Origin of the sequence: Fontibacter flavus, from assembly GCF_042432905.1 — a bacterium.
Lineage (GTDB): Bacteria > Bacteroidota > Bacteroidia > Cytophagales > Cyclobacteriaceae > Fontibacter > Fontibacter flavus.
Genome location: NZ_JBHLWI010000029.1, coordinates 1 through 14060, shown reverse-complemented (window position 1 = coordinate 14060; position 14060 = coordinate 1). Strand labels below are relative to the sequence as shown.

The window sequence follows — 14060 nt, the reverse complement described above, 5'->3', positions numbered from 1 at the left end:
TACTAACTTACACTTATGGAAATCTCTGACAGACAACTTGAAATAATCAAAACAGCAGGTAAAATCCTGACAACATCAGGTTTAAGCGGTCTGACAACCAAAAACCTCGCTAAAGAAATTGGTTTTTCAGAAGCCGCCCTTTATCGGCATTTTGCCAGTAAGGAAGACATCATTCTTGCCCTGCTCCAATACCTGCGGGCTGATATGGACGAAAGGCTGGCACAGATATGCCTCCCAGAAACTGCTCCTGAAATTAAATTTCAGGCGATCTTTCAAAGTCAATTTCAATTTTTCAAAGCGAATCCACACTTTGTAGTGGCAGTGTTTTCTGATGGCTTATTGGAAGAAAGTGAAAAAATCAATCAGGCTATTATGCAACTGATGCAGGTCAAAATGAAATATTTGATGCCCCTAATCATGCAGGGACAACAATCCGGTACATTTACGCAAGCAATTACCACAGAAGAACTCGTACATATCATCATGGGTTCCTTCCGCCTGCAAATGTTCAAATGGCGCATTGCCGATTTCCAGTTCGATATTATCCGACAGGGCAAAAACATGCTCGAAGCGTTGATCACTCTTATGAAACCTTAAAAAAATTTACTTCAAAATGTTAGTAAATACTCACATACTAAAATTAGCCTTGGCTATCCTGACACTCTTCAGTATCCAAGCTCAGGCACAGGTGAAAACATGGACCTTGCAGGAATGCCTTGATACGGCAATGGTGCAAAACAAAAATGTACAAATGGCCAAAAACCAAGGTGAAATTGCCTTACTCAAAAACAAAGAAGCCAAAGCACAACTCCTTCCGAAACTTTTTATACAAGGTGATTATCGATATTTTACTGAACTCCCCTATCAGCTGATGCCACAATCCGCATTTGGAGGCCCTGAAGGTGTGTTCAGGGAAATCCAATTTGGTGTACCGCATAACATCAGTGCCAATCTGACCTTCAAAATGCCGCTCTATGATGCTCAAGTAATGGGCGGGATTAAAGCTTCCCAAACTTATCAGGAACTCACCTTTTTACAGGAAGGAAAAACCAAAGAACAAGTTTACCTGGAAGTTTCCAACCTGTATTACAACGCCCAGATTTTAAAAAATAAACTCGCATTTATCCAGCAAAACCTCGATAACAGCAGGAAACTTGAAAAAAATACCCGCCTGCTGTATGAACAGACTATTGCGCAGCGAACAGACTGGGACAAGGTACTTCTACAAACCCAACAGCTTGAAAGTGCCGAATTACAGGTCGAAAGTCAATACGAGACAGTCCTGAAAGCCCTCAAATTTGTCATAGGATTACCTTTAAGTGCCGTCATGGATATTCCAATATCCATTGGATTCAATGAATCTGAAGATTGGTCAAAGCAAAAAACCCTGGATGAATTGATACAAGAGAAGCAACTGCAACTCAAGCAGCAGGAATTGACAACCCTTAAGAACAGCAGAATCCCAAGCCTTGCCATTTATGGAAATTATGGCAGGACAGGATTTGGTTTTACAGGTGACCCTGAATCCTTCCTGAATTTCTATCCGGTAAGTTTTTTGGGCGTCCAACTGAACATGCCACTTTTCAACGGCTCGGTTACTCATAAGAAAATCAGTCAGAAAAAAATGGAACTGGAAAACAATCAACTACAGCAGGATCTAATTGTCGAACAAACTGACATGTTGCACCAAAATGTTTTACGGCAGAGTCATGTAGCCAAAAGCCAACTCCAAACCAGTCAGCAACAGATCCAATTGGCAGAATCCGTCTACCAAAGAACCATCCTCCAACAGCAGGAAGGATTGGCCAGTCTGACTGAAGTCTTGTTGGCTGATAATGCCCTGAGAGATGCCCAGCAACTCTATCTCAATGCGATGGTGGAATATCTAAAAGCAAATCTTGACATCAAAAAAACCAGTGGAAACTTATTGAATTGAAACATATGAAAAAGATCCTATATATCCTGATCCCTTTGGCGCTTGTGGCCCTGATGGTCGCCAAACTGCTTACCAACAAGCAAATTGCAGAAGAGCGTGTCTACCTCTATGATAAGGAAAAGCCTGTGCAAGTTACTGCTCTACAGGTTACTCAAACCAACATCAATCCCGAATATAGCTTCACGGGAACCTTTGAACCGAATAGAGAAAGTAAACTCAGTGCAGAAGTACAGGGCAAAGTCAACCGTATCTTGGTCGAATCAGGTTCTACTGTGAGAAAAGGCCAAGTGCTTATCCAACTAGATGACGCCCTGCTTCAGCTGCAACTCAAGGCCGCTGAAATTCAGGTAAAAGGACTCGAAGCGGATCTCAAACGCTACCGCATTTTGGTGGAAAATGATGCCATTCAGGGAATTCAATTGGAAAAAACCGGATTGGCACTGGAAACAGCCAATGTTCAGGTCAGTACCCTGAAAGAACAAATCAGCAAAAGTCAAATCCGTGCACCCTTTGATGGTGTGGTGACGGCTAAACTTACAGAGGAAGGGGATTTTGCCGCACCGGGCAAGCCACTATTGCAGCTTACTGACATTTCTCAGGTCAAATTGGGCATTCAGGTACCGGAAAAAGACCTCAAATTATTTGAATTGGGTAAGAGCTATACAGTAAGCATCCCTTCACTTCCTACAGAAACTACAGGAAAGGTCAACCTGATAGGGAGCCGTGGCAATCCTGCCAATAGTTTCCCTATTGAAATCATCGTCTCTAACCAATCCAAACAGGAAATTAAAGCAGGCATGTTCGGCCACTTGACTTTAACAACCGACAAGGACATTACAGGAATAGTGATCCCTTCAGCAGCTATAGTTGGCTCTGACCTGGAGCCACAGGTATACGTGATCAAAGATGGTAAAGCCCGCCTCCAAGGGATTCAAATTGAAAAAAGAATACAGGATCAGGTACTTGTCCGTGCAGGTCTCCAAGAAAATGATGTCGTCATTATTGGAGGACTGATCAATGTATTTGAAGGCGCTGCTGTCATCACGAACCTTTAATCCGAAAGCCATGAACATTACCTCCATTTCCATCAATAGGCCTTCACTGATCATTGTACTCTTCAGTATATTTATCTTGCTTGGCTATATCGGATTTACCAACTTGTCCTACGAATTGATGCCGGATTTTAATCAGCCCGTAGTGGTTATCAAGACGGTTTATCCTGGTGCAGAACCTGAAGAAGTTGAAAGTTCTGTTTCCCAAAAAATCGAAGATGCACTCTCCAATTTGGAAGGAGTAGATTATTTGGTAACCAAATCCCTTCCAAATGCCTCAGTAGTTATTGCCAACATGAAATATGGTACTGACCTGGATCAGGCCATGTTAGATGCACAGCGGTACATTGACAATATCCGGAAAGACTTACCCGAACAGGTTTTGTCACCGGTAATGAGCAAAGTCTCCCCCAATGATCTGCCCATCATGTCTATCACTGCTACGAGTAACCTGAGCAGCACAGCATTTTACCAAAATCTGATAGACGAATACCTTCCTCAAATCCAACAGATCAAAGGGGTAGCTGAGATTACCGTTTTGGGGGGAGAACAGCGCGAAGTACAGGTCAAAATAAACCAAGAAAAACTCCGTCAGTACAAGGTGTCCCTTAGCCAAGTAGTAGATGCCATCAACCGCTCCGGTTTGGACATTCCTGCAGGCCTAGTCCAAACAGACAAGGAACAGAGTGCCGTGAGGCTGACAGGAAAATTCCGAACCCTGGAAGATATCCAACAAGTACAGGTTGCGATGCCTGTGCCCGGAAGTCCTGTGTATGTACGGGATCTGGCAATTGTCAAAGACGGTATAAAAGAGATTACTTCTGTGAGTAGATACAATGGTCAGGAAGGCATCGGTCTGATGCTCAAAAAGCAGGGGGATGCCAATGCGGTAGATGTTTCCCGAGCTGTACGGGAAAAGTTGGCCCAAATCGAAAAACTACATGCCGCTGATGGGGTGAGTTTTATCCTTGCCGATGACAGCACTGACAATACCATTGCGGCAGTCAACTCGGTGGTTTTTGACCTGATATTGGCAGTAATTCTCGTGTCTTTGGTGATGCTCTTATTCTTGAGAAGTTTCAGAAACTCCCTGATTGTCTTGGTGGCCATTCCCACTTCATTGGTTACAGCATTCGCAGTGATGTGGATTTTGGGCTACACCCTCAATTTAATGACCCTTCTGGCCATGTCATTGATCATCGGTATTCTCGTGGATGATGCTACCGTGGTACTGGAAAATATCCAAAGACACTTGGACATGGGTAAAGAAAAGCGGGCTGCATCCATGGAAGGAAGAATGGAGATTGGCTTTTCGGCACTTTCCATCACCTTGGTCGATGTGGTGGTCTTTTTGCCTATACTCTTCCTACAGGTTTTCGTTGCCGACATGTTGAAGCAATTCTCGGTAGTCGTGATTACCTCCACCATGACAAGTTTGTTGGTGGGATTTACACTGACGCCATGGATGGCTTCTCGGATTGGTAAGTCAGAAGACCTTAGGCCGACAAATGCCTTTAACCGTTTTTTGATCTGGTTTGAAGGGCAATTGGACCGTTTCATTGCTTGGTATGGAAGGCAACTGGCCTGGGTATTGGATCATAAACTGGCTTTTGCAGGAATCATTCTTGGCCTTTTTGCCATGACCGGATTGATTATGAAACAGGGAATTATCGGAAAAGAACTGATAGCCACAGGTGATCAGGGGAAATTCAGGATGTATCTGGAATATGACAAATCCACCAGCATCAAGGAAAACAATATCAGGACTTTGGAAGTGGAGCAATTTCTGCTTCAACAGCCTGAGGTAGCCACTGTCTTCAGTAACATAGGTGGTCCAAGTACAGGGATCGGGAGTTTGGGAGTGGGGTCAGCATATAAGTCCGAACTGACTGTACAGTTGAAAGATGCCAAAGAAAGAGACAATATCCCTACAGAAACTTTCATGAAAAATGTACGGGAAGAACTCAAAAAAGAGTTTCCTAGTGCCAGCTATTCCATGTCTGCCTTAGGCTTGGTTCCTCGGTCTGCACCCATCGAACTGACCTTGAGCGGTCCAGATCAGGAAAGGGTGATGGCAGAAGCCAAAAATTTAAAAAACGTTATCGAAAATATTCCGGGAGCTGACTTTGTCAAATTATCTGTGGAAGAAGGTGGTCAGGAGTTTCAGGTTATTCCAGATCAGGACAGGTTACAACGTCTTGGGCTGAGCAATGCTTACGTGGGATTAAACCTTCGCCATGCCTTAAGCGGGAATGATGATGCAATTTTAAGCCAAGCAGGCACCGAGTATCCTATCCGTGTGCAATTGGACAATTTCAATCGCCAAAATTTTGATGATATTCAAAGGCTCCTTTTGGTCAATCCAATGGGTATGCCGATTTCCTTAGCACAGGTAGCTGATATTGTGCAGGATAAGTCTCCTTCGCTGTTGGAAAGGAAGGATAGACAACCTGCGGTGACCATTACGGCAGACGCCTTGGGAAGGCCTTCGGGAACAGTAGCCGATGAAGTGGTGGCTTACTTCAAAGAAAACCCGCTTCCTGAAGACATCAGCTATGTGTGGGGTTCCGATATCAAAAGGCAAAATGACAGTTTCGGCGCTTTGGGTTCTGTTCTGCTGATTTCCTTCCTGCTAATTTACCTGATCATGGTGGCCTTGTACGACAGTTTTGTTTATCCATTTGTAGTCTTATTCTCCATTCCGGTGGCAGTTATCGGCGCATTCTTGGCACTCAATCTTTCTATGAACAACCTCAGTTTGTTTGCGCTACTTGGACTGATCATGCTGATGGGTTTGGTGACCAAAAATGCGATTTTGATTGTGGATTTCACCAACCAATTGCGGGAAAAAGGGCTAAGTGTCAGAGATGCTTTGATGGAAGCAGGCAAAGGAAGAATGCGACCTATCCTGATGACGACCCTTTCCATGGTTTTTGGCATGTTGCCCATCGCCTTAGCAGCAGGAACTGCATCCGAATGGAAAAACGGACTGGCTTGGGTGATCATTGGCGGGCTTGTTTCCTCCTTGATACTCACCGTCTATTTGGTACCCGTAGTATATGAAGCCATGGAAAAACTGCGGGGAAAATTGAGTAGAAAAACGAAAAAAGCCGAAGAAGTGACTGTTTAAAGAATTTTGACCTTTGGGGTTTTCAAGAACCCCGAAGGTCATAGATATTGGAAATCTTAGATACTCGCGGTGGTCGCAGCGGTAAAGCAAGGGTCGCGGAAAATTCATTAATTAAAATTAAAAAGCCGCATTGCAGTCATTGCGAATCTCTTTGCCTTCATTCTGTGAAATAATTGAAAACCTTTGGGGTTCTCAAAGCCCCAAAGGTCTTTAAGGTTCTATCAAGTACCGAAAAATGACTTACTAATGATTTTTCAACCTTGACACCAATTTTTCAACCTTGACACCAAAAACTTTGAACCCGATAGATTCACTCAATCAAGTGACAAAAGTCATAAAAAGGCTTAAATAGAAGTTGTAACTTTCTTAAAATAAACGCAACAATTACAACTCCTATAGCCATGTTGAAAATCAAAAAAAATATCGCCATCAGTGATTCGGGGTTTGTCTTTGACCCCATGTCGGGAGAATCCTTCTCTTTAAATCCCATAGGTCTGGAAATCATTCAGCTCATCAAAAATGACCATACCCATCAAGAAGTCTCACAGGCCATATTGGAAAAGTACGAGGTCGATCAGGAAACGTTTGACAGGTATTTCTACGATTTTATTGCGACCCTAAAGCAGTTCAATCTAACCGAATCTGAAAACAATGGCTAAGCTCACAATTGCCCTATCCGGACTGAACAATATTGACAGCCCAGGCCCTGGAATTCCCGTGATCCGTGGAATCCGGGACTCTAAAATCCTGGATGCAAGGATCATAGGCCTGGCTTATGAAAATCTTGAACCAGGAGCTTATATGCATGAATTGGTAGACAAAACCTACAAAGTACCTTACCCTTCTGATGGGGTCGAGCCGCTACTTGAGCGTCTAAGGTATATCCATGAAAAAGAACAGATTGATGTCCTGATTCCCAATTTTGACTCGGAGCTTTTCACTTTTATGAAATCTGAAAAAGTCCTTCAGGAAATGGGCATCAATACCTTTCTGCCCACAATCAAGCAATTTGAAGAAAGGCATAAGTCCAACCTTCCTGAATATGGTAAAAAGTACGGGGTCAATGTTCCCTATAGCGAAGCCATCACCAGTGTCCAGGATTTTGTACTGCATAAAGACAAGTTTGAATTTCCTGTTGTCGTCAAAGGTAAATTTTACGATGCCTACATCGCCTATGATCTGGACCAGGTTTCCCTGTACTTCAATAAAATCGCTGCAAAGTGGGGACTACCCATAGTGATTCAGGAATTTGTAAAAGGCACAGAGGTCAATGTCATCGCACTAGGAGATGGTAAAGGCAATACAATCGGCGCTGTTCCCATGCGCAAAACCTACATTACAGACAAAGGAAAGGCCTGGGGAGGCATCACCTTGGAAGATCCCTCGATGATGAAGCTGACCGACAAAATCATTTCCCAGACCCAATGGAGAGGAGGCATGGAACTGGAATTAATCCGGACAGCCAAAAATGAACTTTACTTGATCGAAATCAATCCCCGGTTGCCTGCATGGGTATACTTGGCCGTAGCAGCTGGACAGAATCTTCCTGAAGCACTGGTCAGATTGGCCATGGGTGAAGAAGTAGAACCTTTTAAAGGTTATGAGGTCGGAAAAATGTTTATCCGATACTCTTATGATATGATTACTGACTTACATGAATTTGAACAACTGGCCACCAAAGGCGAACTATAAAAAATCCCTAAAGCCATGGAAAAGTTAACTTTTGAAAGACCCATCATCCAAAGACTCAATGCCGGTCTGCCAAGCAAATACGGCATGGCGAGAAAACTGGATCCCATATCCCATATAGATGGTGTTTCTATTAAATCGCTGATCAATGAATTTGGTTCTCCCCTATTCATTTTATCTGAAGCTACCATCCGCCGAACGTACAAAGAAGCCTACAGAGCCTTCAGTTCCCGGTATCCGAACGTACAGTTTGCATGGTCCTATAAAACCAATTACCTCAATGCTATATGCAACATCTTCCATCAGGAAGGCGCATGGGCAGAGGTAGTCTCAGGTTTTGAATATGACAAAGCCCTGGCCAATGGAGTCCCTGGTGAAATGATCATATTCAATGGACCCGACAAAAGTATTGAGGATTTGCGAAAAGCTATTCAAAACAGTTCTTTGATACATATAGACCATTTCGATGAACTCTATGACATCATCCATCTTTCCAAAGAGCTTAAAGAAAGACCCAAAGTTGCTATCCGTGTGAATATGGATGTGGGGGTATATCCCAAATGGGACAGGTTTGGCTTCAACTTTGAAAACGGAGAAGCCTGGGATGCCCTGAACCGCATCATGGCAGCAAAAAATCTGGACCTGATCGGTTTGCATACCCACATCGGCACTTATATGATGACCACAGAGGCCTATCGGATTGCTGCCTCCAAATTGGCGCAGTTGGCAGTCAGTCTAGAGAAAAAACATGGCCATGCACTGCAATACATAGATTTAGGTGGGGGCTTTGCATCTAAAAACACGCTCCGAGGTGCCTATTATCCTGGTTCTGATACCGCTCCTTCATTTGATGATTTTGCAGAGGCTATCACCTCAGCGCTGATGAGTTCTGAAATCAAACCGGAACATCTCCCCATGCTGATATTGGAGACCGGCAGGGCCTTGATTGATGAAGCCGGTTATCTGGCCGGAACAGTGCTTGCCAATAAGCGCTTGTCTGACGGCAGAAGGGCCACCATCATAGATGCGGGGGTCAATCTGCTCTTTACGGCATTTTGGTATGAGCATGACATCCGTCCCATTGAACCTATATCCGAACAGACAGAGGACACAACCATCTATGGTCCGTTGTGTATGAATATTGATGTCATCCGGGGCAATGTGATGTTTCCCCTTTTGAAAAAAGGAGATCATTACGTCGTTAGACGTGTTGGAGCTTACAACAATACCCAATGGCTTCAATTCATCAATATGCGTCCAAACATCATTCTCCTGGACAAGGAAGGAAAGTCCCATCTGATCAGAAAACAGGAAACCTTGGAAACCATCAATGCCCAGGAAATAATACCTGAGTACCTCCAAAGTTTCAATCTATAATAAGACTGCCCAGATCCATGAAAAAGTTCGAATGGTATCCACAGGCCCTGTTAAATAGTTACGCGCAGGTTTTCTTTTCCAACAACAAATGGTTTGGAATTATCCTTCTCCTATTGACTTTTGTGGATTTCTATGTGGGACTTTATGGATTGATATCTGTATCCACGGCACTCCTGACAGGATATTTCATTGGGCTCAATGAATTCAATATCCGTCAGGGATTCTATGGATTCAATTCGCTGCTTGTGGGGGTAGGTTTGGCCATTTACTTTCAGCCTGGGCCCTTATTACTTTTTTTGATCATCATTTCAGGGGTTCTGACCCTATTTGTTTCCCTTGCCTTTGAAGGAATTCTGGGAAAATATGGCCTACCTTTCCTGAGCTTGCCATTTATCTCGGTCTTTTGGCTGCTAAGGCTGGCTTCCCGTCAATTTGAGGCCCTCGGTCTGAGCGAAAGGGGCATTTATGTACTCAATGAGCTGTACCTTTTAGGTGGAACCAAATTGGTCCAAATGTATGAATGGTGGAACCAATTCCCATTTCCTTCTTCTCTGAAAACCTATTTTTTATCCCTTGGAGCCATTTTCTTCCAGCAAAATGTGTTTGCCGGGGTATTTGCTGCCATAGGACTCCTGATCTATTCCAGGATTGGATTTACTCTTTCGTTGATAGGCTTTTACATTGCCTATCTTTTCTACATCCTACTGGGTGTTCCTTTTACGGAAATCTCATACAGTTATATCGGCTTCAACTTCATCCTTACTGCGATAGCTTTGGGAGGTTTCTTTATCATCCCCAACAAAAGTTCCTATTTGAGTTTATTGGTCATCATCCCCATGCTGACCGTTTTAAGCATCTCTCTGCAGGAAATATTGAACATTTTCTATCTGCCTGTGCACTCCTTTCCCTTCAACCTTGCGGTGCTGACCATCCTGTATGGCTTGAAGTTCAGAATGGACAACAGGATTGGATTGAGCACCATTTTCTGGCAGCAAAACTCACCGGAAAAAAACCTGTACCAATTCAGCAATTTCATGGAGCGTTTTGGCAAGGACAGTCCTATCCCTATCTATCTTCCCTTCTTTGGTGAATGGACAGTGACGCAAGGACATAATGGGCCCTACACCCATAAGGATGACTGGAAACATGCCTGGGATTTTGAAATAAAAGATGAAGAGGGCAAAACCTATAAAAATGAAGGAGACTATGCTTCAGACTATTACTGTTATGACAAAAATATCCTCGCCCCTTCGGACGGAATCGTAGAAGAGGTCGTCAATGATATCGATGATAACCCTATCGGAACCAGAAATCTGGAAAAGAATTGGGGAAACACGATCATCATCAAGCATGCAGAATTTCTTTACAGCAAATTAAGCCACCTCAAAAAGGAAAGCATTCTTCCAAAAAAAGGAGAAAAAGTGACAAAAGGGGATATTATAGCCCGACTGGGCAATTCCGGTAACTCCCCCTACCCTCACCTGCATTTTCAATTGCAGGCAACTCCTTACTTGGGATCTAAAACAATAGATTATCCGATTTCTGATGTTTGGATGAGATATCAAGGTATGGAATCATTAAAATCTGTGGCCAATCCACCTATGGGTGCTTTGGTTTCCTCTCTCTCTCCACATAGCAGCCTGAAAAAAGCATTTTCCTTTGTCATCGGTGACCAGCTTAAATTCAAAACCACTAACAACGAAGAAATCACTTGGCAGGTAAAAAGAGATTATTTGCTCAACAGATATCTGGAATGTGAAAACTCCAGAGCAAAAGCCTATTTCAAACTGGATGAGGCTATGTTACATTTCACCCATTTTGAAGGCGATAGAAGGTCCATGCTGTACCAATTCTATTTGGCGGCATTCAAAATAAGCTTTGGCTTTACCAATGGACTTGAAATAAGCGACAGCTATCCTTTGCATATGGTATTCCATCCTAAGAAAATATTCCTTCAGGATTTTGCTGCCCCATTCTATCTATACCTCAAAGGGGAATACCGCTTACGCTATCCCGAAAAAGGGAAGGGACTTTCGCTCAAGCCCCTTGAATTAAAAGGAGAAGTCCGAAAAACTGCCTTTGGCAGGACCTTGGATACCGCTTCCTTTGAATTCTTCATTGATAATACTGGAATCAAAAGATTTCATTTTCAATCCAAACATTCAAAAAATGAATTATCATGGATAGAAGCATCTTAGCCATGGGCATCGTGTTGATGCTCACCTGGCCAAATATCGTTTATGCCCAAAGTCCCAAAAGCTTACCCGAAGTGGATAGACTTACCTATGAACTTTACCAGCAAAAAAACTGGGACGGGCTGATTACCGAAGCCAATAAAGCATTGGATCAGGGCATGGATTATTATTACCTAAGGGTCAGATTGGGAATTGCCTATTATGAAAAACAAAATTACCATTTGGCTGTGCGACATTTTGATAATGCACATCAGATGAACGATGCTGAAGACTATGTCAAAGAGTATCTTTACTTTGCCTATTTATTTTCCGGGAGGCAGGCAGATGCCAAGGTACTGGCCTCCAGATTTCCGCCATCCCTTCAAAGAAAAACAGCAACTGATCAGTGGAGTTTTGTAGAAGGAATTGATCTTGCCTATAATTACACAGGCATTGCTGACCCCAGTATCTTGGACAATTTCACTTCAGATGTCCCTTTAGACAGAGATGGCACCCAATTCATTCCCCGACAGCACCACTATTTTTTCCTTGGGCTGCAACATCATCTTTCACCAAGGTTGTCCTTTTACCATGGCTATTCCAACCTACAGGTCAGCCATCTCAGGTATATTCAAGCCTCTAGTGAAGCAATTACAGAAAATGATTTCCCTTCTAACCTGCACCAATATTATGCAGCAGCCAATTTACTTGTTGCAAAAGGTCTGACCCTATCTGGGGGGATTCACTTCATCAATTCCAGTTTTGAGACAATTACGCAAGTAGTCAGTGGATCACCTGGAAGGCCGACCATCCGATCTATACCTTCGCGGGTCATCAATAATGATCTGGTTGCTTTTGCTTCACTATACAAAAGGTTTGACTTCATCACTGTGGGTGCTGCCTATTATCGGGGAACTGTCGCTGATTTCATACAGAACCAGACAGATCTGAGGCTGACCCTGTATCCCTTAGGAAATCTCAATCTATATACCATCACCACTGCCTCCCACCAAAATCAAGACTTTAGGGATGGAAATGTCATTAACAGAACCCTTGTAGATCAGCAAATTGGGGTAAAAGTAAGTAATTGGCTTTGGGCTGAAGCTTATGGCACCTTTGGAGAAATGGACAATTTCTTTCTAAAAGATGGCCTTGTCATCTTTAACCGCATGGACATTGTCAAGCAAAGGTTGGGGGGAAGATTGATATTCCTTCCCGCACCTAAATGGTCATTGACCTTGGATTATACTTATATGAATAATCAAAGTCAGTTTATTCAAGTACCTTTTACTGGAGAAGACTTTAATCAAAAGAAATATCAAATCCATTCCATAACCGCGATCTCATCATGGAAATTTTAATCCAAAATTCAGTTTACTCAGCAAGGCTTAATAAGATACTCTTTAAGCCACTGAAATATGTACTAATGGTCTTTGCCATACTGCTTGCGGGTCAATCAATGGCCCAGGACAATATCATCAATGCATTCAAGCAGAGTTATGACCTGGAAAAAACTGGCAATTTCAAAACTGCAGCAGATAGGCTAAAGGCTGTTTACCAGGCTGATGGTTACGAAATTAATCTTCGACTAGGTTGGCTCAGCTATCAGGGAGGACAGTTAAAGGAATCCATTGACTACTATAAGAAAGCCGTGAATCTCAAACCTTATGCCATCGAGCCTAAGCTGGGTCTTGTCTTACCCCTTTCTATGCAGGGAGACTGGGACAAGATCCTTGAAATTTACCATAAAATCCTGCAGACCGATCCGCAAAACTCGTTGGTCAATTATAGAGTGGGACTGATTTATTACAATCGGGGCAATTATGATAAAGCCGATCCTTACATTGAAAAAGTGGTCAATCTGTACCCCTTTGACTATGACGGACTACTCTTATTGGCCTGGAACAAACTGAACCTTCAGAAGACAAGAGAGGCTAAAGTATTGTTCCAAAAAGTCCTCATGAACAATCCGGGCGATGAATCTGCCATGGAAGGTTTAAAATTAATCAAATAGCCCTATCACTTGTCAAATAAAAATTATGAACCTCCATTCCATATTTCCGGCATCAGGAAGATTAGCTGTAATTACTATTGGATTATTGTTCCTGTTGGCCTTTCAGACAAAAGATGCTTCTCCTATTGTACCTGAAAATGTGCCAACAATCGCCTTTCAGGATGTTCAGCAACATGATTTCAAAGCCCTAAAAATGATGGCACAGCAGTGTTTCAGTTGTCATAATCCAGACATGACCGGTGGACCTGCAAGCAGGTTAGGCCCTCCTATGTTTATGGTCCGTCGCCATTATTACAAGGAGGGAGTTACTAAAGAGGATTTTACCAATAGCATAATCAGCTTTGTCGAAAAGCCTAATGAAGAAAAAGCAAAGATGAAAGGAGCGATCAAAAATTTCGGCCTGATGCCTGGGATTTATGTAGATGAGGCGGATATAAAATTAATTGCTGCTTACATCTACGATAATGACCTGTCTTCTGAAGACTGGAAGAAGAAATGGGAGGCTTTTAAAAACAGGCAGCTGTAATAGACTATTTTGAAAAAAATTAATGTTCATAAAAGATTTTAGGGGCTGTCCGAAAAGGGCAGCCTTTTTTATGCTGCAATTTTTTGATTTTGAAAATCTAAAGTCATGATTGGGGATTTTTGATTAGATTTTTTCCTTGACACGTATAATACTGGTCGACTA

General features: G+C 42.8%; 11 protein-coding genes. All 11 read left to right on the top strand.

Features of this window, described 5'->3' with window-relative positions; translation table 11 throughout:
• Positions 1-15: 15 nt before the first annotated feature.
• The 11 genes from ACFFIP_RS10660 to ACFFIP_RS10610 all read left to right on the top strand — a co-directional run bounded on the left by ACFFIP_RS10660 (position 16) and on the right by ACFFIP_RS10610 (position 13898).
• Positions 16-597, top strand: coding sequence for a TetR/AcrR family transcriptional regulator (locus ACFFIP_RS10660; RefSeq protein ID WP_382387615.1), 582 nt, complete (start codon positions 16-18; stop codon positions 595-597).
• 16 nt (positions 598-613) lie between these two features.
• A complete protein-coding gene (locus ACFFIP_RS10655; protein WP_382387614.1) occupies positions 614-1936 on the top strand; it encodes a TolC family protein in 1323 nt (440 codons plus the stop codon).
• Between the two features lie 5 nt (positions 1937-1941).
• Positions 1942-2991, top strand: coding sequence for an efflux RND transporter periplasmic adaptor subunit (locus ACFFIP_RS10650; RefSeq protein ID WP_382387613.1), 1050 nt, complete (start codon positions 1942-1944; stop codon positions 2989-2991).
• Positions 2992-3001: 10 nt separating this feature from the next.
• A complete protein-coding gene (locus ACFFIP_RS10645; protein ID WP_382387612.1) occupies positions 3002-6118 on the top strand; it encodes an efflux RND transporter permease subunit in 3117 nt (1038 codons plus the stop codon).
• Between the two features lie 401 nt (positions 6119-6519).
• The gene (locus tag ACFFIP_RS10640) at positions 6520-6777 is read left to right on the top strand and encodes a PqqD family protein (RefSeq protein ID WP_382387611.1); all 258 of its coding nucleotides are present in this window, start codon (positions 6520-6522) and stop codon (positions 6775-6777) included.
• Positions 6770-7810, top strand: a complete 1041-nt coding sequence (locus ACFFIP_RS10635; RefSeq protein WP_382387610.1) for an ATP-grasp domain-containing protein — start codon at positions 6770-6772, stop codon at positions 7808-7810. Before ACFFIP_RS10640 ends, ACFFIP_RS10635 begins: the two co-directional genes overlap by 8 nt.
• Before the next feature lie 15 nt (positions 7811-7825).
• Positions 7826-9184, top strand: a complete 1359-nt coding sequence (locus ACFFIP_RS10630) for an alanine racemase (protein ID WP_382387609.1) — start codon at positions 7826-7828, stop codon at positions 9182-9184.
• Positions 9185-9201: 17 nt separating this feature from the next.
• Complete coding sequence (locus ACFFIP_RS10625) at positions 9202-11382, top strand: urea transporter (RefSeq protein WP_382387608.1); 2181 nt, start codon at positions 9202-9204, stop codon at positions 11380-11382.
• The gene (locus ACFFIP_RS10620; protein ID WP_382387607.1) at positions 11364-12719 is read left to right on the top strand and encodes a tetratricopeptide repeat protein; all 1356 of its coding nucleotides are present in this window, start codon (positions 11364-11366) and stop codon (positions 12717-12719) included. The genes ACFFIP_RS10625 and ACFFIP_RS10620 overlap by 19 nt, the downstream gene beginning before the upstream one ends.
• A complete protein-coding gene (locus tag ACFFIP_RS10615; protein WP_382387606.1) occupies positions 12707-13372 on the top strand; it encodes a tetratricopeptide repeat protein in 666 nt (221 codons plus the stop codon). The genes ACFFIP_RS10620 and ACFFIP_RS10615 overlap by 13 nt, the downstream gene beginning before the upstream one ends.
• Before the next feature lie 25 nt (positions 13373-13397).
• Complete coding sequence (locus tag ACFFIP_RS10610; protein WP_382387605.1) at positions 13398-13898, top strand: c-type cytochrome; 501 nt, start codon at positions 13398-13400, stop codon at positions 13896-13898.
• Positions 13899-14060 lie beyond the last annotated feature (162 nt).